This window comes from Ruficoccus amylovorans (genome assembly GCF_014230085.1).
Classification (GTDB): domain Bacteria; phylum Verrucomicrobiota; class Verrucomicrobiia; order Opitutales; family Cerasicoccaceae; genus Ruficoccus; species Ruficoccus amylovorans.
In genome coordinates this window covers 613,546-632,822 of record NZ_JACHVB010000035.1, presented here as the reverse complement: position 1 = coordinate 632,822, position 19,277 = coordinate 613,546, and the positions used below count along the sequence as shown (strand labels likewise).

Genomic DNA, 19,277 nt, shown 5'->3' with positions numbered 1-19,277 from the left:
TGGCGTGACCTCCTAGAATCGTACCATTGCGTTTGAGACCCTGGCGGGTAGAACCCGACCAGAAGTATGAAACGAAAGAGATACACCGAAGAGCAAATCGTGGCGCTCCTGCGCGAGGCAGACGAAGGCCGCAGCGTGGACGATGTTTGCCGCGAGCACAATGTGAGCAAAGCGAGCTTCCATCGTTGGAAGAGCAAGTACGGACAGATGGAGCTGCGCGATGTGAAGCGTCTGAAGGAGCTTGAGCGCGAGAACGCCGAGCTGAAGAAACTGGTGGCCGACCAGCTTTTGAACATCAAAGTACTGGAGCAGGTAAACGCAAAAAAATGGTAAGCCCGGGGCACAAGCGCGAAGCGGTGCGCGAGGTGGCCGAGTCGGGAACGTGCTCGTTACGGGCCGCCTGTCGGTATCTTCGTCTGCACTGGTCGAGCTTCTGCTACCGGGCTAAAACCGCCACCGACAAGATGGTTCGCCTCGTGCGTGCGATCATCGCGGTGAGCCGGACCAACCCGCGCTACGGTTATCGTCGCGTACGAGCGCTGCTGGCCAACGAAGGCTGGCAGGTCAGCCGCAAGCTGGTACAAAAGGTACGCCGGGCTGAAGGGCTGGGCGTGAAGCCGCCGCGCCCCCGGCAACGGCGTCAGGGCAAGTCCACCGGCAAGATCCCGACCGCGGCGACGCATCCGCGGCACGTGTGGAGTTGGGACTTCGTGGCGGATCGCACCGACAATGGAGCGCCTCTGCGGGTGCTCAGTCTGATCGACGAGTTTACCCGCCAGTGCATCAGCCTGACGGTGGCTCGCGGGCTGAAGTCAGCCGACATCGTCGCGGCCTTGGACAAAGCCATCGCCAAGCACGGTGCTCCCGAGCACATCCGTTCCGACAACGGGCCGGAGTTTATCGCTACGGCGACCAAGGACTACCTGGAATCCAAACGCATCAAAACCCTCTACATCGAGCCGGGCTCGCCCTGGCAAAACCCTCACGTGGAGAGCTTCCACAACCGCCTGCAGGACGAGTGCCTCAAGCAGGAGTGGTTCCTCTCCCTGACCGAAGCGCGCGTCGTCATCGAAAACTGGCGACGCAAATACAACAGCCAGCATCCGCACAGCCGTTTGGGCTTTATATCCCCCGACGCCTTTGCCAAACTCTGGCATCAAACCAAGGCAGTGCTTGGCTCCGTTCGCCCTACGGGCTCACTGCACCAAGCACTCCCGCAAACCATAACCCAACCAACATAATCCTACCCAGCCAGCGTCTCATCGCTCTGGTACGAAAAGTGGGGGCCGACCACTACCACCATATTGAAGTCAAGTGACTTCCGGCTTCTGGATAAAATCTTTGAAATGGAATCGGGATACGTGTTGGATTTTTCAAATCAAACTTTTCACGAACTTTTTAGCCAAGAAGTTGGGGCAGACATTTACTCACCAAGTTATGAAGCTGATGGAACAAGCAAGGCAAAACGACTTAGATTCTTTCTGCGCCATGCTCCACCCCCTCAAATCCTGAAATCGCTTCTCGCCTTATGGCAATATCGAGAAAACATGCTAAGTATTGATGACAAGGAAGATCCGTTCCCCAAACTGAGACCGCAGTTTGCTAAATTAATAGAACGCCTTGGAGGAAGATTGCCTATCGGTCAGGATTCACAAACAACGGAAGAGATTCAGACAATTGATAATTCCGTGGCGGATAAACTCATAACTAATTTAATAAGTTTAACCTCACTTGAACCCAGAAAGCGTGGCTATGCATTTGAATCATTTCTCAGATCCATGTTTGATCTAAACGGCCTATCCGCTCGCGCTTCATTTCGACTAGTAGGCGAACAAATTGACGGCAGTTTCACGATGGATGGAGAAACCTACTTGCTGGAAGCAAAGTGGGAGAACAAACCCATTGGAGTAGCAGATTTGCATAACTTTGAAGGAAAGATCGGCGAAAAAGCAGCATGGTCCCGAGGACTATTCGTAAGCAATAGCGGGTTTTCAAAAGATGGCTTAACAGCCTTCGGAAAAGGAAAACGTATTGTTTGCATGGACGGTTTTGACATTTCCGAAATGCTACGCCTAAGGCTTCCTTTTACGCAAATAATGCAACGTAAAGTTAGATATGCCGCCGAAACCGGCATCTATTATGCCCCAGTAAGAGATTTATTTTAGGTTGAAATATCCAATAAACACATAGCGCACATTGTCAAAACCATACTTAAACGAGAAGGCAGTATACATATATTAAGGCATCTACAGTGAGAGTAAATCGACAGCCATTTGACTATCCTAAATTTTGCGAAGAGATGTCTCGGCTCATGCCCTGTCAGCACGAGAATGCGCGCCCAAGGCTAAAAGGCATAAAAGCAAACGGACACCCTTACTTTCGATTACAGTGCCCAAATTGTGGAGCCCCCTTACTTCCAACGCAACTGAGCTATAAGACCGTGAGAGCTTATGTAAAAGAGCATGGGTTTACTGAACTTTGGGATAAAGTTTTATACAATAAATATTACATAACAAAGCGTGAATATTCCGAAAAAATCAGACGATTATACGCATGGGACATCGACGGATGGTGGGATCGCTATGAAAAATATCTAAGTTCTGAAGAATGGAGGATACGTAGACGACGCATACTAGATAGAGACAGTTACATCTGTCAGATCTGTATGACTAAAAATGCAACTCAAGTGCACCATCTTACTTACGAACGTGTTGGTGATGAATATGACAGCGACCTAGTTTCAGTATGCCGCTCATGTCATAGTAAATGTCACGAACGACAGACTACATAACTAAATCCTGTTATTCGTATTACCAGACATGTTTTTCTCGCATTTTCCAGTAATCTCGACATTTTACAACCTTCTTGGTGACTCTATTAACCACGTTTTTACGTAAGCATTATAGAGCATCAAACAACATTCTATTCCGGCCTACTTCCAAACAATGAAAGAGATTTTGCCCAATGGAATTCACCATCCTCAACGAATTTCTCAATCCTGTAATTACTATGGCATTCAAATAGACATTGGGACGATTCTGTCACTGAGATAATATCATTTATTATAAAATTTCTTGGCGATATTTTCCTGAGGTAGGCACCTTTCAGGCTTTGGATAGAGCCATCCTTGACGCCAAGGACAGAAATCACAGGCTCTTGGCACATCATGATGACAGTATCGTCTGTCGGTCCATCTGCGCGCCACATGTAGGCATCCAGTTTTAGTAAATCACAAAGAATGGCGATGGCCTTATGCAGCCATTCTCCAATTTCTGTTGTATTGGTCGAGTTCAGTAAGCTACGCATTTCTGTAGGAGACATTTTCCTCTCATAATGCGCGGATACTCGATTCCTTAGCATACCAAGCTTTCCCTTTCGGTCAAAAGGAACACTGTTTACCAAAAGAGACTTCAAGCGAGTCAAAGTCGCTGGAGTATCAGAAGGGATCTGACTGTGTATAGTCTTGTCTGTCTGTATCTGGTCGATCACCTCCACTATATTTACACATAAGGAGTGCAGTGGTACAAACATAGCCCGCAACCGACGACGACGCTTGTCTTTTGCTTTCGCTGCGACATATGTTTCAAGGATTTGCTCAACATCCTTAAGCGCTTCTTGACACTTTAGCAAACGATCTGCTGCCCCATTCATAGGATACCACTCGTCGGGCACAGGCGCTTCGCTAGTGGAATCGATCAACGTTCGATCTTTAGGATCTAAATAGATCGGAATTTTGGCATCCTGAAAATCACTCATTACACAAAAGCAATTCACATCAAATATCGTCGGGATAAAGCTCAAAATACGCCTCGGCGTCCTTGGGATTATTGAGGAGGCCGCGATAGTGCTCCACGAAAACTTCGCCACTGTGGCCCATCTGCTCGATGGTCTTGTTTTTATCGTAGCCGTTGGCGTAGTAGAAATTGCTGCCGAAGGTGTGTCGCAACACGTCTTCATACGCACCCAACTGCTTGTTGCAGGCGGTCACAAAGGACTTTTCCTCGGGCGTGTAGGGGTTGTGAGCGCGACGTTTCCGGCGTAGCTTGATCAGTTTATCGGCCTGGCCGTCCTCAAACAGGAAAGCACGCGCCCGGAAAGTCGCAAAGGGCAGGTGAATGCCGGTTTTCTTGCGCTGGTAGCAGAAAGGAAGCTGGTGTTCCTGCAAGTATTGTAGCCACGCCTTGCAGTTGTCACTCATGAGGATGATGCGCTGGTCACGCTTTTTGCCAACCCCATCCACGCGCACAATACCCTCCTCCAATTTGATAAAGCGTTCCCAAAAATCATCCTGCTCGCTCATTTCGACAACTTCGCTCGGGCGCATCCCCAGAAACAGACCCGCCACCGTGAAACCCAGCATTCCTTCCTCGCGGGCCTCCATTGCCACCCGGAGCACATGGCGCACCTGATCCAGTTGCAGGATCGTCGGTGCCTTCCGGTGGGTCTTCTTACGGTTCTGAGCGGCCTTACCCTTGTTAAACTTGCGGAAATAGACATAGACCCCATCCATCGGATTCTCGTTGATGAAGCGGTTCTTGTCCTTCGGGTCGGCGGCATCGTTAAAAAAGTTGCCAATGTCGTTTACGTAGTTGCGCCGGGTGCGGTCGGAAGCCTCCAGACTCTCGAAATAACCAATCAAGTGCTTGGAGGTCACTTGACCCAACTTGATGTCCCCCAGCTTCTGGGCTTCAAAATAGCCCACCATGTGATTGAGACGCTGCCGGAGTGTCCGGTAGGTTTCCGGGCTGAGGCGCTGATCGCCTTCGTCCAGACCAGCAGCCTCTTTTTTGCGCCCAAGAAAGACCTGCACGCAGTGCTTGAGGGAAGGGCTGTCTTCGGCGAGCTTCAAATGCTCACGGTAGAGGATGACCGCATCAACGAGGCTTTTGCTCCGGGAGGGGATCTGGTTGAAGATACCGAAGGCGACCTTGGCCTCCTTGAGTTCGGCCAGCGTCAGGTAAGTCTGCTCCCGCTCCCGACGCTCCAACCGTTCCTGCTCCCGCTTTTCTTTCAGGATCGCGTCGCGGTAATTAATCGCCGCCGTCCGCTGGGCTTCCAGCGTCGGCTCCTGGCCCTGTCGCTGCAAATCGCGGACAAAAGATTTGCGGGATGGCTTGGGCCGTCCTTCCTCGTCGAAGAGGTAATATTCACAGACCCAACGGTCTCCATACTTGAAAACGGAGGGCTTCGGCAGCTTGCGGCGCTTCGGTTTCGGCTGCATTATGCCGCAATTATCCACTGACTCTCACTGACAGTCAACCGCAATCCGCTTGAATAAATGGTGCTCAGGGCGGGACTCGAACCCGCACGGCCTTGCGGCCACTGGATCCTAAGTCCAGTGCGTCTGCCAATTCCGCCACCTGAGCATACTATTATTAAACAACGCCTTAAGGACAAAATAAGGCCTCCACAAATCGAGGCTTGTCACCCATTTTTGTAACCCTATGCTAAACAGGCATGGCCACACAAGCGAAAACGTCAGCTTCGTTTGCCAAGGTTGGAGAGTGCCTGTATCGGAACCTGTCATCGGGTACGTATTACGCGCTGGTTAAGCGAAGCGGCAAACAGATTAAAAAATCTCTGCGAACGCAAGACCGCAAACTCGCAGAACGTCGGCTGAAGGAATTTCGCGAACAGGTCGGCCAGCTCAAGGCAACCTCAGCCGAACGAAAACAGCCCTTTAGCCACTATGCCGAGCGCTGGTTTGAAACTTACCACGGCCACCTGAAAGCATCTTCTGCCGAGCGGGTTCGCCACTGCATGAAAGGCATTTGCGAAAGCTTTGGACAGCGCCCTATCGCTGACATCACGACCCGCGACTGTGAAAGCTGGGCAGCGCGCCGGGGTAAGGGTATCGCTGCCTCCACCTTCAACAAGGATATTGAGGTCTTTAAGGCGATCTTTGATTATGCTGTCACCGCTGGCGTCATCCTGAGCAACCCCACCCAGCGCATCCGCCGCCGCAAGATCACCAACAAGGAAATCCTCATCCCGTCGAAAGCTGAGTTTGAAACGCTCCTGCAAGCTGTCGCGGGGCAGGATGCCCGCGCTCTAGAGGCCGTCAAGCTGCTACAACTGCTCGCCCACTCCGGCATGCGTCTGACCGAGGCCACGCAACTGACCTGGCGCGAAGTGGACTTCGAGCGCGGGAGCTTCCTCGTCACCGGCGGCGAGTTCGGCACCAAGAGCCGTGAATCGCGCGTCGTCCCGCTCTTCCCTGCCCTGCGCGATTTGCTGGAGCAACTCTTGGCCGAGACCAGCCCACAACCTTCACCGGCTGACCGGGTCGTCAATATCCGTAGCGCGCGCACCGCTATCGAGAACGCCTGCGAACGGGCCAAACTGCCGCACTTCACCCACCACTGCCTGCGGCATTACTTCGTCAGCAACGCCATTGAGAAAGGCGTAGACTTCAAAACGATCGCCGCCTGGATCGGCCACAAAGACGGCGGCCTCCTCGTCGCCAAAACCTACGGCCACCTCCGCGACACCCATTCCTACGAAATGGCCAAGCTGATGACCTGAGAGCAAAAGCCACTCCCATGAGAATTGTAAGTACGAACAGATTTTAGTTGAAACAGAATATCTCGAATCAATAGCATTTAAAATGCTTTTAGACCCTAAAATCGTTGCTCAATTCTGGTTAGCCTACTGGGATAAAAGCATTCCAGAAAGGGAGAGGGAGCTCAGCAGTTGGGTCGAAGACCTCCTGGCGAATGCCATATGGAAGGATGCGGAGTATTCGTTGGCCATTGTTGAAGCCATCCACGAAGCCGATCACGAGCAAAAACTGATTGAGGTGTTTGCAGCCGGTCCAGTTGAAGACCTATTGGCAAATCATGGAAACGCCGTCATAAACAGAATAGAACAGAAAGCCAGGTCCGACAATGCTTTCGCGCAGGTGCTCGGTGGTGTGTGGCAGAATACCATGACCGATGAAATTTGGAACCGAGTGAAAGCAGTTCGGGATACCAGCATTTGGGCTGACCCTAGACGTTAAAGCAAACCGGTAGCGTCGGCCCACGGGTTAGCCGCCCCGAGCGGCGCAAGAAAGCGTGCTCCCAAAGCTCGCTTGCGCCGAACGGATCAGGCGGCGGACGGGTGAACCCGCCGGTGGCTTCCCCCGACGCGAACGGGGAGAATGCCAGGCCTTTTCGGAAAGCACTGGGCATCCTCACGCCCACGGGCGACGACAGGGCAGCGCGGAGCGCGCCGGAGGGCGCGCCCGCACTGCCCGGCGTTGCCCCGGGCGGCACCGCCGCCCTTCCTTGTCTAAAGAATAACAACTCAACCGAACACCCCTCAAAAGCCCTTGCCGCGCAGCGGCCTTTTCCTTGTTACCATGAACAATAACTGTCCGCTGTAATTTCGATATTCTCATGCGCCTTCCCACCTTGACGATTTCAATAAAAACTGACCTCATCAAAAAATAAGACGGAAAGCCAAAGGAGGCCTTAGGAAATGAACTTCGCATTAACGACTATACTTACCTCGTCAGCAACTGCCGGTTTCGTTGTTTGGCTTCTTCGAGAGTGGATAGGCACTCGGATAAAAGAAAGCATCAAAAACGAATACGACACAAAACTCGAAACACACAAAGCCACGCTGGCAGAATCCTACAGCGAACATCTGCTCAAACTACAGAGCCAAGTTGACCAAGGAATTAGCTCTTCAGAGCTTGTAGTCAATGCGCTCTTAACAGGCCAAAAAGCTGTAATGGAACGTAAACTACAGTCGATCGAAACCCTCTGGGGTCAAATTTTACACGTAAAAAAAGAGACTGGAGCATATTTAACCTTCATCGACGTCCTATATGTAACCCAATACCAGGGTAGTCTGAATAACCCTAAATTTAGGGATCTGTTTGGGGACATTAACCTAAAATCTATAATGAAAGGCTGTATAGATAGAAATGGCCCGTTAGCGACAAATAGACTATACTCCGGTGAACACCTGTGGGCACTCGCATTTGCCTATCAAGCTATTTGCTTACGTATCTGTATGTTATTAGTGGAGTGCCTGAAAGACCCTAAAAGCCCGACATGGAACAAGGACGAACATCTTAGGAAAATATTATCTGACGTCCTGGGAGCCAGTAGCTTATCGGAATTTGATAAGCAGGAAACTCTATTAGTTTCTTGGATACAAAACAGTATAGAAACGAAGTTCCTTGAAACCGCAGGCGAAATCACCTCAGGAAAGACATTGAGCAAAGATGCTCATGCACAAGCCAATGAAATAATGAAAAGCTCTATGGCGGCTATCCCCAGGTCTTAGACTATCCGAGTAACCCGTTTTAAGTAGGCGGCTTGAGCCAAGCCGTTGTGATATATCGAGTGCAGTTGAGCGCCCCCTACCCCCCACCCAGCAATTCGCGCAAGCGCTGAGCCAGGCCGTCACGGTCCAAGCGGTGTTTGGCGATTTCGATCAGGGCGCGATAAAGCGGTGCAGTCAGGTTGATTCCCGTATTGATCCCGTTGAGCTTTAGGAAGGTCAGGGCAGCGGCCACAGCCGTGCGCTTATTGCCGTCCAGAAAGGCTTGGGCTTGGGCGAGGTGGAAGCAATAGGCCGCCGCGATGTCGTAGAGGTCACCATGCCCGTACCAATAAACGTTCTGCGCCTGAGCCACGGCGCTTTCGAACAAGGAACGCTCGCGCAGGCCTTCACTGCCCCCATGCAATTCCAAGGCCAGCGCATGGAAAGCCTCAACTTGGGTCGCTGTCAGGAAGACAGGCCCCTCGCTCATTGAGCCAGCTTGCGGAAGAGTTCGGGATGCTCGTCAAAGACCGCCCGGGCAGCAGCCATCGCGGCTTTGTCATCGGCATGGCGCACCTTGGCCGAGACATCCTGCTGGATAAACTCGACGACCTTGCCCTGTTCCTGCTGGGGCAGGCGCTTGAATTGCTCGATTACTTCCAAGGCGTTCATGATGGCAACACTATCCATTATCTTGGGGATTTTTGCAACTCCGCATTATCGGACCAGACCAGTCGCCCACTCTCCCGCAAAGCGTGCAGCCCATGACAAAATAGTAACCCGTTTTGTAACCCGGTGCGGCGAAATGGGCACATACAGGCCGAAACGGGATGACGGCTCAAATGGCCTAAGTCTTTGGCTGATAGACACCCGATAACGTAAGAGGGAACGGGCTGATTTGGGCGAGAACCGCCCTTTAGCTTCCTAAGTCCAGTGCGTCTGCCAATTCCGCCACCTGAGCATGTTGATTATCAAATTCTTACGGTATTTAACATAAGTCCGTTGACCACCAAATTTGACCACTGCTTGACAACCAAGCACACGCATCAAACAAAGGCGGCATGAGCGATTGGGAGTCTGTCAAAGCTGAAAATATTGTCCGTCATAGGCTGAGGGCTTACTATTTGCGGACGAAAATTGGGGGCAAGATTATTCGAAAAATCTCTTGAAACCAAAAACCTCAGGAACGCCAAGTCCAAGCGTGACACCCTGATGGCTGAGCTTCGCCGAGTGAGAATGGCGCTTTCATCCAGGTAACCCTAAAATCCTCCTCCGCCAGCTTAAACGCTGCTATGCCGAGACCAAACACTAACCTTGGCTACTTCAGCCCCTAAGGGAATATCTCGCTTAATCGAGTCCCACACGCCTGAAATGACCTTGGACACGAGGTTAAAATCACCGGGACACTCACTTTACTTGCCCCCCTCCACCGACCAGCAATCACTCCGAACGTAGTCGGAACATCCAGGGGGCCAGTGGCAATGTTATGAGTGAGATCAGGATAAGCGGCCAAAGCAGGTGCCAGGTCCCGCCCATATCAGCACCTTGCAGGAAAATAATCCGCAAGGCATCCACGGCGTAGCGTAAGGGGTTGGCCAGTGTGACATACTGGAGCCATATCGGCATGTTCGCGATTGGAGTCGCGAATCCCGACAAAATGACCGAGGGCATAATAAAGATAAAGGCCCCCAGCAGCCCCTGTTGCATCGTCATGCACAGGGACGAGATCAGCAACCCCACCCCCACGATGGAAATAAAGAAAAGCAATAGCGCCAGCAGCAGCGCCAGGAAAGTACCCCGAAATGGCAACCCAAACCAATACACAGCTGCCAGCGACAAAAGCAGTCTGTCAATGAGACCAAAAGCAATACCCGGAATCGCTTTCCCGACCAGGATTTCCCACGGACGTCTACCCTTGGGCAGGACGGCATGCTGGTGTTGTGAGAGCGCCATAAAGGCATCCTCGAAATTCGGAGTCGCCGCCTCTACCTGTGCAACCAGCTTCCCAGGCTCCTTCTCTTCCCAGGGGTGGAGGGCTCCTTCCGCCAGCACGCAACGCACTTTGCCTGAGCGGATGGTCGCATCGAGCACGGACTGATGCGTCAGCGCGGCGGACTGCAACAGACGCGGATTCACATGCGCGGCTGGTTGAAGCACAAAGACACGTCCCTGCACCAGCCGATGAAAATGCTCCGGCGGCCCGGCTTCCCGCACCTGCCCTTTTTCAAGCATGTAAACTTCGTGGCACAGATCGACCTCATCGAGGTAAGCCGTGGCCAGGAGCACCCCGATACCGTCCTCCCGGACCAGTTGCTGCACAATCGCCCACAACTCACGCCGCGAGACCGGGTCCACCCCGACAGTCGGCTCGTCCAGAAGCAGTAACTGCGGGCTCTTGACCAGGCAGCAGGCCAGCCCAAGCTTCTGCTTCATGCCGCCGGAAAGCTTGCCCGCCAACCGCGCGGTAAAAGGGGCCAGCCCGCTCATGCCCAGCAGTTGCTCAAAGCGTCGCGGGCGGCTTCGGTGTTGGCATCCGCGGCCTCGACCAGCCGCTTGACACGACCCCACAGATCGACCTCCCACGTCGCAATGGCTCCGGCACCGAGTATCTGGAAGTCCTCGCTGGAATTGGTCGGGACAAAATGCGGGGCTCGTTTCCCCAGCCCGATAGCATTATAAGCGCCCCCGGCGCTGAGCTGCGGCAGACGGTCCGCATTGGCAATGCCCCTCTGCCCGTACGCCGCTTGCACACGCGAGGCGGCCTGGGCCAGATCGAAATTACCCGCCAGGGCTTCTTCCACCAAACGGTTCAATTCGGGGTCTTCAAAACGCTCCCACCACCGTGTCTCGGGCATGACCACACTTCCGGCGGAGTCATCCAGCGTAGTATCGCCACGCCAGACCAGCGCAGACTCCGCCGGCTCCACCCCATGATAGTCAGGCCCGACTGTGCACCCCACCACCAGCAAAAGGCATATTGCCGGGCAGATCAGGAAATGGAAGCGCACTTTTAGCATTGAAGGTGAAGAGGCTTTAAGTTATACGCTCGTATAAGATAAAGGATATTTTGAAGCCGAAGTCAACCCAGCAGCAAAAAAAGAACTCTCCCCGGACAGCCCCACGCCGTGAGGATGGACAGGAGACGCGTACGCGTATTATCCATGCTGCCGGAGAAGTCTTCGCGCAGGAGGGGTTCCGGGCTTCAAGCGTGCGCGTCATCTGCCAGCGGGCGGGCGCAAATCTCGGTTCAATCCGTTACTACTTTGGGACCAAGGAAGCACTTTACCGGGAAACCATTTTTGGCGCCTACCACGACCTGACCGAAAGGGGCTCGATCAAGGATGAAGATTACAGCGGCCCCGCTTCCCTGGCGTTACTCAAATTCATCCGGCTATTTATGGTAGCGCTGCTGGAGCGCCGTCGCAACTTCCCCTACCTCCCTACCCTGATGATGCGCGAGCTTGCGCAACCCACCAGCGTATTCAATGACCTGGTTCGCGAGCTATTCCTGCCGCTTCGCCAGCAACTGGCCACCATCGTCCGGCGCGAGATGGGGCCGGGTGCAAATTCGGCGCGCGTTGAAGAAAACACAAACCGGATTCTCCTGCTCTGTATCCAGTTCGCGCTTTGCCGTCCGATTCTCGAACGCTTCCCGGGGGTCATTCCAAAAACACGGCCACAAATCGAGGCATTGGCCGAAAGCGTGCATGCCTTTGCCCTGCACGGCCTGCATGAACATACAGGCCATGCACACGCCCCGGCCCTGACGCCATCCCGCCGATCTGTATCCGTTTCCTGTGACAGATAACACACGCACAAAAAGGCAGCCGGATCGAGCCCCTTAGCCATCGGCTTGCAACAGGGTTTTGATTTTACGGGTCAACTCCATCGGGCTGAAGCGCTTGGACAGTATCTCGTCTGTGCCAGCACAGCGGGAACTGACAGGCTCTCGACCTGCCGGGATTGGGTGATGATGGATTCAGGTTCAGTCATGGACAGTGGTTCTCAAGGTAAAACTGAATTGGGCTCCGGGCGCGTCAGTGCGATTACCGGCTTCGACCGACCCGCCCAACCGTTGCACAACCCGCCTCACAATCGAAAGGCCCAACCCGAATCCGCCAATGGAACTGTGCGCCCGCACAAACGGATCAAACAGTTTTTGAGGCTGTCCCGGCCTGAGACCTTCGCCATTGTCCATGACCAGATACTGCACCTGCGACGGCCCCAGCGGGCGCGATACAATCTTGATCCGGGGAGGCTCCCCGCCGTACTTGATCGCATTACTGATCAGGTTGGCCCAGACCTCTTCCAACCACGGACCATAGCCCAAAGCCGACGGGAGGGAAGCGGGCATGGTAATCTCCGCCCCGCTCTCCCGGATCAAGGCCGACAGACGGTCCGTGCTGCGTTTTAATGCCCCGTAAACGTCGGTCGGCCCAAGCGTGATTTCTTCCTGGCGTAGCGTGGCAAAGGTCAGCAACTCACCGATCATTGCACTACAAATACCGGCGCTTTGCTCAATCATATCAATGATCTCTTCGGTTTCCTCCGTCGTGACATCGTCCATTTGGCGGTAGGCCTGCGTCGCAATGATGATGCCTGCAATCGGGTTCTTCAGGTCATGGGCAACCGTGTGGTCATAAGCGTGCAACTCGGCGATCAAGGCATTCTTTTGGGCAATTTCCCGGCGCAAAGCCTCCTTCAGCCGATGCAGTTCCAAGTGGGTCTGGATGCGGGCCAGCAACTCTTCATACTGGAGTGGCTTACTGATGTAGTCCATCCCCCCGCTGGCAAAGCCCTTGAGCTTGCTTGGGGTGTCATCCAGGGCCGTCATGAAAATGACGGGCACGTCCACAAACCGGGACTGCTCGCGTAGTTTGGTGACCGTTTCGAAGCCGTCCATGCCGGGCATCATCACGTCCATCAGCACCAGGTCAGGAGCGGATCGCTCCATGCGCCGCAAGGCACTTTCTCCGCTCTCGGCCGTCAAGAGGCGAAACCCCTTCTCGGCCAGAAAGGCACAAATAACCCTCAGGTTCGTCGGGTTATCGTCCACCACCAGCAAGGTACTCTGCCTTTGTTCGCTCATGTTATCTCCGGATTCGATTCGGATGCGGTCCCATCACCGCCGAGGGTTTCGCGAATCAGGTGGGCAAGAGCGTCCGCCTGGAAATCGTTGGCCAGCGATTCCAGCCTGCGATAGTACTTCTCCCATTGCGGATATTGGCGTACGAGCTGCACGAGGCGGCGCTGAACCTCCAACATGTCTCCCAGTTCCGCCAGGTCCAGCAGTTCGGTCAGCGTATCGGGGGCGGGCCGGTTCCCCGGCATACTCGCCGATGGGAGAGGCGTTATGGGCACATCTTTGACGTAGCGCCAAGTCAACCCCAACAGCCGCCCGACTTCGCGGTAAAGTTCGTCCACCATAATGGGTTTGCTGACAAATGCGGCAAAAGGCATGAGCCGTTCCTTGTTCTCGGCACTACGCATCAGGCTGGCCGAGACGGCAACCACCGGCACATGTTTCACGCGGGGGTCTTCATGGATCATGCGGCATAGCTCGAAGCCACTCACATTCGGCATGACCAGATCGGTCAGAATCAGATCGGGAAGTTCCCGTTCGATCCAGTCCAAGGCCTCCTGACTATCCGAGGCTTTGTTCACCTCAAAACCGACCGAAGTCAAGAGGTCCGATAACACGACACGATTATCGACATTATCATCGACGACCAGCACCCGACGAGGCTCGCCCTCGTAGCCGGAAATATCCGGGAGCCGAACCTCGGGCTCGCGCATCGGGGCATCGGATGCCCGCAAGGGTAATTCCACCCAAAACAGCGAGCCGGTTCCCAGTTCAGACTCCAGCCCGATCTCTCCGTTCATCAGTTCGCACAAACGCTTGCTGATAGCCAGTCCCAGCCCGGTTCCCCCAATACTTCTCCGCCCCTTTTCAGCCTGCTCAAAGGCATTAAAGACACCGGCTTGCTCGCTAGTGTCGATACCCGTTCCGGTATCTTCGATTTCGAAACGGAGGCGTCCGGCCGAAGTGAGGCCATAGCGGATACTCACCCCACCCACCTGGGTGAACTTGATAGCATTGCCAACCAGGTTTAGCAGGATTTGGCGGAGGGCTTTTTCGTCCATGCAGACCATCCTTTCGCCAAACACCTGGCTAACACCCGCCTCATAATCCCAAGGCACAAACCGAAGCCGAATGTTCTTGGCCTCGGCCCTGGGCAGGAGCATGTCCTCCAGTTCGCGCAGAAAAGCCATCAGGGCAAAGTGGTCCTCATGCAGTTCCAGCTTGCCCGCCTCGATCTTGGAAAGATCAAGAATGTCGTCGATCAGCCGCAGCAAATGCTCCCCACTACGGCCAATCGTACGGATCATATCCTTAATGTCCGGACTCAGGTCCTTCCGGCGGGCCATGATCTGCGCGTAGCCGAGGATGCCATTGAGCGGAGTCCGGATCTCATGGCTCATATTAGCCAGGAAGCGGCTCTTGGCCTGATTGGCCTCCTCCGCTTCCCGTGCGGCTGCCTCGGCCATCTGCCGCGCCATTCGAAGGGCCTCTTCGGTTTCCTTCTGCCGGGTAATGTCTGTCTCCAGCGCCACGAAATTCGTCAGCCTGCCGTTATCATCGAAGAGCGGATTCACATCCAGCCTCAGCCAGTACGTATTTCCGTTTTTGTGGTAGTTGAGCAACTCGGCGCTAAAAGGCCGCTGATTCAACAATTGGCGGCTGATGTACTTAATCGTATCCGGATCGGTCAGCGGGCCTTGAAGGAGATGACCTGGCTTCTTGCCAACAGCTTCGCTGATATCGTAGCCGGTGATGCTGGAAAAGGCCCGATTGACCCAAATAATGTAACCGGACTCATCGGTGATGACGACCCCGTTGATCGTCCTGCTCGCCACCAGCGACAAGCGACGCAGTTCCTCCTCCGCTTTTTTGAGGGGGGTGATGTCCATCATCATCCCGTTGAAAACGATCTCCTCGTTGCGCCCTCTCACCGGCCGGCCGCAGCCGCGCATCCACTTGACCACTCCGCCGGAAGTGATGATGCGCCCTTCGAAATCCCAGTCTATCTGCCCGGATATCGCCGCCTCGGCAGAAGAATCCCAACGCTGCTGGTCATCCGGATGAATCTGGATCACGGTCCAGTCCTTCAAAGCCGCCTCGGCGGTGAAACCAAAGGTTTCCTCGCAAGTGGGGCTGATATAATAAAACCCGCATTCACCATTGGGACGCAGATACCACTGATAGATAACTCCCGGGAAGCGCGCCGCCAGGTCGGCCAACCGGTGCTCCTCCTCATGCAGCATACGCAGGGAATACTGCAGTTCCTCCGTACGTCGCTGAACGGTTTTTTTCAGATCAGCCTTAACCTTCTCCAATTCCTGGTTTTTGCGGTAAAGCTCCAGTGCCTTGCCCTCCAGCAGGCGCTCGGCCTGCTTGCGGGCTGCCCGCTCGCGCTCCAGGCGCTTTTGCCAGACTGAAGGTTCGTCACTCATGATCGGATGCCGGGGAAATTATCGTTGGATCAGTTTCCCCCTTGCGCAGGAGGAATATGGTCGTGCCGTCGGGTTGGAGTTCTTTTTCTATCGTGGAGGATTGATTGAAATGCTTCAGGCAGCCGATAATAAGCCCTTCGGCAAAATCCTGCATCTGCCGGGAAGATATGTAGTGCATCCTTAATACACCTGGCTCCGGCGATGAACAAAGGAAGCTCGGCAGTTCGGCGTCCGGGTAGAGTTTTTTGACCTCGACGTGAATAACCTCATGGATGCTGGTGAGAAAATCGAAGGCATCGCCTCCATCCCGGAAAAACCCAGGGTACAGGGCGTGAAAACGACCGAAAAGGTGCTCCCCGTAGCTCTTGAGCAAATCCGGGACTGAAAGCCCGGAATGCCCGCTCAAGTGTGTGACCAGCGAAACCATCTCAGAGTGCGGGTATGTCCCCACCGCAGTGTAGGCTCCACGCGACATGGGCAGGTCCGCCTCTTCCAGAATCACATCGGTCATCTCCACTCCAAAGCGAGACTCCACCATTTCGAGAAATTCAGTAAAAACGATGCCTTTCATAGCGTCACGGATGTATTAGGGGTTGTTCAGATAAACGGAAAAGACGGGAAAATGAGGGATTTTTCGGGCACGGGCTGAGGTTTTGAGGCGAATCCAGATTCGTTGAGTCGAAAAACATCGGCAGCGGTCACAATCCCTTGCATCGCCATCATTTGATGCCACCCGAAATCCGGATTGTCATCATAAAAGGCAATTGTTCGCATCGCTTAATATCATAGAACAATCTCACCATAAAACTCAAGCCCTGGCGCTCATGCTCATCCCAAGAGAAAAACACACGAGTGGTGGCATCCCCCCAAAAAACAATCATAAGCTATTGCAAATAATACATTTACAGACAAAGCCCATCAAATATACCCATCTTTAAAAAGCCCAAACATCACCCAATCAATGATTACGGGAAAAAGTTAAGAAAACGAGTTAGCCAGCGCTAGGCTATACCGTTGCGAGCCATTCTTTTTGCGTCAAAGCCAACTCGACGCTCGCATTTTTTGGGAAAACCGTCATTTTGGACCGCTTTCCTTTTAAATTCCATGAGCGCAACGGCCACTATCGCAACCGCGGATAAGATCCGCAACATCGCCATCATCGCACACGTTGACCACGGCAAGACCACCCTGGTGGATTGCCTGCTGCAACAATCCGGCACCTACCGCGAGAACCAGGCCGTCCCCGTGCGGGCCATGGACAGCATGGACCTGGAGCGCGAAAAAGGCATCACCATCAAGGCCAAAAACACCGCCATCCAGTGGAACGGCTACACGATCAACATCGTGGACACCCCCGGTCACGCCGACTTCGGCGCCGAGGTCGAGCGCGTGATGAAGATGGTGGACGGCGTACTCCTGCTGACCGATGCCGTCGGTGGCCCCCAGGCCCAGACCCGCTGGGTCCTCCGCAAGGCCCTCAGCCACGGCCTCAAGACCATTTGCGTGATCAACAAGGTAGACCGCGAGACCTCCCGCCCCGACTGGGTCCACGACAAGGTACTCGAGCTCTTCCTCGACCTGGAGGCCAGCGACGACCAGTTCAACGCCCCCTTCATTTACGGCTCGGCCAAGAACGGCTGGGCCGACCGCGAGCTGGACGGCCCCCGCAAGAACATGGACGCGCTCTTCGAAACCATCGTCGAGCACATCCCGGCCCCGCAAGTTGAGGATAACGACTTCCGCATGCTCGTTTCCAACATCGACTGGGACGACTTCGTCGGACGTCTGGCCATCGGCCGTATCCTCTCCGGCAAGGTCACCAGCGGCGATACCATTTACGCCCTGCGCAAAAACGGCCAGCGCGAACGTGTCAAAATCACCAAGCTGATCCGCTTCACCGGCCTGGGCGTGACCCCGGTCGAGGAAATGAGCGCGGGCGACATCGTCGGCATTGCCGGTTTTGACGAAATCGACATCGGCGAAACCCTCGCCGCGAGCAAAGAAGTCGAGCCCCTCCCCTTCATCACCATCGATCCGGCCACCATTGAGATGGAGTTCCACGTCAATGACGGCCCCCTCGCTGGCAAGGACGGCAAGAAGGTCACCTCGCGCCAGATCCGCGACCGTCTCGTGCGCGAGACCAAGAGCAACATTTCCATCCACATCAAGGACACCGACGAGGGCACGCGCTTCCTCGTCTCGGCCCGCGGGGCGATGCAAATCGCCGTGCTGCTCGAAACCATGCGCCGCGAAGGCTACGAAGTCATGGCCTCACGCCCGACCGTGCTTTACAAGGAAATCGACGGCACGCTCTGCGAACCGTACGAGCAGGTCTGGGTCGAAGTCCCCGGCGACCTCCTCGGGGCGGTCATGGAAAACCTTTCCAACCGCAAGGCCCAGATCACCAATATGGAGCACCACCACGCGGGCGTGACGGTCGAGGCCGTCATCTCCACCCGCGGGCTGATCGGCTTCGAGAGCGACCTGGTCACGCTGACCAGCGGCCACGGCGTCTGCTCCCACATGTTCCTGGACTACCGCCCGCGCGGTGGTGAGATCGTCACCCGCCAGACCGGTACCCTCGTCTCCATGGAAACGGGCACCAGCATGCCCTACTCACTGGACATTATCCAGGCCCGCGGGAAGCTCTTTGTCAGCCCCGGTGAGGATATTTACAACGGTCAGATCGTCGGTGAAAGCCCCCGCAAGGAAGACCTCCCGGTCAACCCCTGCAAGGCCAAGCACCTAGACAACATGCGCTCCTCCGGCAACGACAAAAACGTCCAGCTCGCCCCGCCGATCCGCTTCTCGCTGGAACGTGCCATCGAGTACATCGCCGCCGACGAACTGGTGGAAGTCACCCCGCACCACCTGCGCCTGCGCAAGCGCATCCTCGACGCCGAACAGCGCCGCAAGATCATGAAGCGTCTCAAGCGCGACGACTAGGGCGTGCCGAATCTGAAGTCCTCGGCATAATTATTGCGGGCTTGCGCAGCCCGCACCCACGGCAGGCAGATTGCTAGTCCAGCCGGACCCTGCACTTTCGATGCTTGCAGCATCGTGTCTGGGATTGGCGAGGGCAGCTATCAGGGGTAGCGGCCTTTCTGGACGCGTAGGGGAACTTGTTCCCCTCAGTGCTACCGGGTGCACCCCGGGGCTTACACCCCGAAATCGTACACGACGAAGCGCTTGGCCACGGTGCCGATGCAGGTCTTGATAAAGTCCACGTGCAGCGGATGGGTCTGGTAGACCTCGGCGTCGGCTGCGGTTTCAAAATCCATCGAGATCGCAACGGTGTAGCTGTCGTCCACCGCGCCACGCGGGCTCTCGATGGCCGGGCCACAACGGAAGTTCTTCACGCCGGGGATTCCGGCCAGCGGCTCAAGCTTGGCCAGCAGCTTTTGGCGGTTTTCTTCCACCGGTTTGTCCGTCCAGAACACAACGACATGCGTAATCATCCCGCAGGAAATGCCCTGCCCGCCCCCTTGGCAAGCCCCGGCTACACC

19 protein-coding genes and 1 tRNA gene are annotated in these 19,277 nt (G+C 54.8%); 8 read left to right on the top strand and 12 right to left on the bottom strand.

The genetic code is table 11. The annotated features are described in order from the left end of the window. Positions 1-66 precede the first annotated feature (66 nt). The 3 genes from H5P28_RS14200 (at position 67) to H5P28_RS14190 (ending at position 2,165) form a co-directional block, all read left to right on the top strand. Complete coding sequence (locus tag H5P28_RS14200; RefSeq protein ID WP_185673679.1) at positions 67-333, top strand: transposase; 267 nt, start codon at positions 67-69, stop codon at positions 331-333. After that, positions 327-1,241, top strand: a complete 915-nt coding sequence (locus H5P28_RS14195; RefSeq protein ID WP_185673678.1) for an IS3 family transposase — start codon at positions 327-329, stop codon at positions 1,239-1,241. Before H5P28_RS14200 ends, H5P28_RS14195 begins: the two co-directional genes overlap by 7 nt. A 63-nt stretch (positions 1,242-1,304) precedes the next feature. Beyond that, entirely contained in the window at positions 1,305-2,165 is an 861-nt protein-coding gene (locus H5P28_RS14190) for a restriction endonuclease (RefSeq protein WP_221773430.1), read from the top strand. Between the two features lie 757 nt (positions 2,166-2,922). Here H5P28_RS14190 and H5P28_RS14185 read toward each other — a convergent pair. The 3 genes from H5P28_RS14185 to H5P28_RS14175 all read right to left on the bottom strand — a co-directional run bounded on the left by H5P28_RS14185 (position 2,923) and on the right by H5P28_RS14175 (position 5,366). After that, the gene (locus tag H5P28_RS14185) at positions 2,923-3,756 is read right to left on the bottom strand and encodes a hypothetical protein (protein WP_185676362.1); all 834 of its coding nucleotides are present in this window, start codon (positions 3,754-3,756) and stop codon (positions 2,923-2,925) included. Positions 3,757-3,775: 19 nt separating this feature from the next. Further along, entirely contained in the window at positions 3,776-5,221 is a 1,446-nt protein-coding gene (locus H5P28_RS14180; protein WP_185676361.1) for a tyrosine-type recombinase/integrase, read from the bottom strand. Between the two features lie 58 nt (positions 5,222-5,279). Further along, positions 5,280-5,366 (bottom strand) — tRNA-Leu (locus tag H5P28_RS14175). Between the two features lie 91 nt (positions 5,367-5,457). Here H5P28_RS14175 and H5P28_RS14170 point away from each other — a divergent pair. The 3 genes from H5P28_RS14170 to H5P28_RS14160 all read left to right on the top strand — a co-directional run bounded on the left by H5P28_RS14170 (position 5,458) and on the right by H5P28_RS14160 (position 8,277). Continuing rightward, positions 5,458-6,525, top strand: a complete 1,068-nt coding sequence (locus H5P28_RS14170) for a tyrosine-type recombinase/integrase (protein ID WP_185676360.1) — start codon at positions 5,458-5,460, stop codon at positions 6,523-6,525. 82 nt (positions 6,526-6,607) lie between these two features. After that, positions 6,608-7,000, top strand: coding sequence for a DUF6869 domain-containing protein (locus H5P28_RS14165; RefSeq protein WP_185676359.1), 393 nt, complete (start codon positions 6,608-6,610; stop codon positions 6,998-7,000). A gap of 461 nt (positions 7,001-7,461) precedes the next feature. Next, positions 7,462-8,277, top strand: a complete 816-nt coding sequence (locus H5P28_RS14160; protein ID WP_185676358.1) for a hypothetical protein — start codon at positions 7,462-7,464, stop codon at positions 8,275-8,277. A 76-nt stretch (positions 8,278-8,353) separates the two neighbouring features. Here the strand turns inward: H5P28_RS14160 and H5P28_RS14155 are convergent, their stop codons facing one another. From H5P28_RS14155 to H5P28_RS14140, 4 genes are all read right to left on the bottom strand, one after another. Continuing rightward, the gene (locus H5P28_RS14155) at positions 8,354-8,746 is read right to left on the bottom strand and encodes a type II toxin-antitoxin system death-on-curing family toxin (RefSeq protein ID WP_185676357.1); all 393 of its coding nucleotides are present in this window, start codon (positions 8,744-8,746) and stop codon (positions 8,354-8,356) included. After that, positions 8,743-8,928 carry a hypothetical protein gene (locus tag H5P28_RS14150; RefSeq protein ID WP_185676356.1) on the bottom strand — a complete coding sequence of 62 codons (186 nt, stop codon included), beginning with the start codon at positions 8,926-8,928 and terminating at the stop codon, positions 8,743-8,745. The genes H5P28_RS14155 and H5P28_RS14150 overlap by 4 nt, the downstream gene beginning before the upstream one ends. Before the next feature lie 768 nt (positions 8,929-9,696). Further along, entirely contained in the window at positions 9,697-10,743 is a 1,047-nt protein-coding gene (locus H5P28_RS14145) for an ABC transporter permease (protein WP_221773429.1), read from the bottom strand. After that, positions 10,740-11,273 carry a TolC family protein gene (locus H5P28_RS14140; RefSeq protein ID WP_185676355.1) on the bottom strand — a complete coding sequence of 178 codons (534 nt, stop codon included), beginning with the start codon at positions 11,271-11,273 and terminating at the stop codon, positions 10,740-10,742. The genes H5P28_RS14145 and H5P28_RS14140 overlap by 4 nt, the downstream gene beginning before the upstream one ends. 50 nt (positions 11,274-11,323) lie before the next feature. Here H5P28_RS14140 and H5P28_RS14135 point away from each other — a divergent pair, with 50 nt between their 5' ends. Next, complete coding sequence (locus H5P28_RS14135) at positions 11,324-12,064, top strand: TetR/AcrR family transcriptional regulator (RefSeq protein ID WP_185676354.1); 741 nt, start codon at positions 11,324-11,326, stop codon at positions 12,062-12,064. A gap of 177 nt (positions 12,065-12,241) precedes the next feature. Here the strand turns inward: H5P28_RS14135 and H5P28_RS14130 are convergent, their stop codons facing one another. Genes H5P28_RS14130 through H5P28_RS14115 form a run of 4 tightly spaced genes read right to left on the bottom strand, consistent with a single transcriptional unit; the run spans position 12,242 to position 16,545 of the window. Continuing rightward, positions 12,242-13,345 carry a hybrid sensor histidine kinase/response regulator gene (locus tag H5P28_RS14130; RefSeq protein ID WP_185676353.1) on the bottom strand — a complete coding sequence of 368 codons (1,104 nt, stop codon included), beginning with the start codon at positions 13,343-13,345 and terminating at the stop codon, positions 12,242-12,244. Next, on the bottom strand, positions 13,342-15,771 hold the full coding sequence (locus H5P28_RS14125; RefSeq protein WP_185676352.1) for a hybrid sensor histidine kinase/response regulator: 2,430 nt from the start codon (positions 15,769-15,771) through the stop codon (positions 13,342-13,344). The genes H5P28_RS14130 and H5P28_RS14125 overlap by 4 nt, the downstream gene beginning before the upstream one ends. Further along, positions 15,764-16,342 (bottom strand): heme NO-binding domain-containing protein, encoded by a 579-nt coding sequence (locus H5P28_RS14120; RefSeq protein WP_185676351.1) that lies wholly within the window; start codon positions 16,340-16,342, stop codon positions 15,764-15,766. The genes H5P28_RS14125 and H5P28_RS14120 overlap by 8 nt, the downstream gene beginning before the upstream one ends. 26 nt (positions 16,343-16,368) lie before the next feature. Continuing rightward, entirely contained in the window at positions 16,369-16,545 is a 177-nt protein-coding gene (locus H5P28_RS14115; protein WP_185676350.1) for a hypothetical protein, read from the bottom strand. Between the two features lie 330 nt (positions 16,546-16,875). On the opposite strand from H5P28_RS14115, the gene typA reads away from it, so the two are divergent. Beyond that, entirely contained in the window at positions 16,876-18,717 is a 1,842-nt protein-coding gene (gene typA, locus H5P28_RS14110; RefSeq protein WP_185676349.1) for a translational GTPase TypA, read from the top strand. 212 nt (positions 18,718-18,929) lie between these two features. Here the strand turns inward: typA and H5P28_RS14105 are convergent, their stop codons facing one another. Further along, positions 18,930-19,229 (bottom strand): Dabb family protein, encoded by a 300-nt coding sequence (locus H5P28_RS14105; protein WP_185676348.1) that lies wholly within the window; start codon positions 19,227-19,229, stop codon positions 18,930-18,932. Between the last annotated feature and the right edge of the window lie 48 nt (positions 19,230-19,277).

Bases quoted from the DNA above. Each gene is read 5' to 3' on its own strand.
- H5P28_RS14200 (WP_185673679.1), top strand. From the start codon at position 67: ATGAAACGAAAGAGATACACCGAAGAGCAAATCGTGGCGCTCCTGCGC.
- H5P28_RS14195 (WP_185673678.1), top strand. From the start codon at position 327: ATGGTAAGCCCGGGGCACAAGCGCGAAGCGGTGCGCGAGGTGGCCGAG.
- H5P28_RS14185 (WP_185676362.1), bottom strand. From the start codon at position 3,756: ATGAGTGATTTTCAGGATGCCAAAATTCCGATCTATTTAGATCCTAAA.
- H5P28_RS14180 (WP_185676361.1), bottom strand. From the start codon at position 5,221: ATGCAGCCGAAACCGAAGCGCCGCAAGCTGCCGAAGCCCTCCGTTTTC.
- H5P28_RS14170 (WP_185676360.1), top strand. From the start codon at position 5,458: ATGGCCACACAAGCGAAAACGTCAGCTTCGTTTGCCAAGGTTGGAGAG.
- H5P28_RS14165 (WP_185676359.1), top strand. From the start codon at position 6,608: ATGCTTTTAGACCCTAAAATCGTTGCTCAATTCTGGTTAGCCTACTGG.
- H5P28_RS14160 (WP_185676358.1), top strand. From the start codon at position 7,462: ATGAACTTCGCATTAACGACTATACTTACCTCGTCAGCAACTGCCGGT.
- H5P28_RS14155 (WP_185676357.1), bottom strand. From the start codon at position 8,746: ATGAGCGAGGGGCCTGTCTTCCTGACAGCGACCCAAGTTGAGGCTTTC.
- H5P28_RS14150 (WP_185676356.1), bottom strand. From the start codon at position 8,928: ATGAACGCCTTGGAAGTAATCGAGCAATTCAAGCGCCTGCCCCAGCAG.
- H5P28_RS14145 (WP_221773429.1), bottom strand. From the start codon at position 10,743: ATGAGCGGGCTGGCCCCTTTTACCGCGCGGTTGGCGGGCAAGCTTTCC.
- H5P28_RS14140 (WP_185676355.1), bottom strand. From the start codon at position 11,273: ATGCTAAAAGTGCGCTTCCATTTCCTGATCTGCCCGGCAATATGCCTT.
- H5P28_RS14130 (WP_185676353.1), bottom strand. From the start codon at position 13,345: ATGAGCGAACAAAGGCAGAGTACCTTGCTGGTGGTGGACGATAACCCG.
- H5P28_RS14125 (WP_185676352.1), bottom strand. From the start codon at position 15,771: ATGAGTGACGAACCTTCAGTCTGGCAAAAGCGCCTGGAGCGCGAGCGG.
- H5P28_RS14120 (WP_185676351.1), bottom strand. From the start codon at position 16,342: ATGAAAGGCATCGTTTTTACTGAATTTCTCGAAATGGTGGAGTCTCGC.
- H5P28_RS14115 (WP_185676350.1), bottom strand. From the start codon at position 16,545: ATGCGAACAATTGCCTTTTATGATGACAATCCGGATTTCGGGTGGCAT.
- typA (WP_185676349.1), top strand. From the start codon at position 16,876: ATGAGCGCAACGGCCACTATCGCAACCGCGGATAAGATCCGCAACATC.
- H5P28_RS14105 (WP_185676348.1), bottom strand. From the start codon at position 19,229: ATGATTACGCATGTCGTTGTGTTCTGGACGGACAAACCGGTGGAAGAA.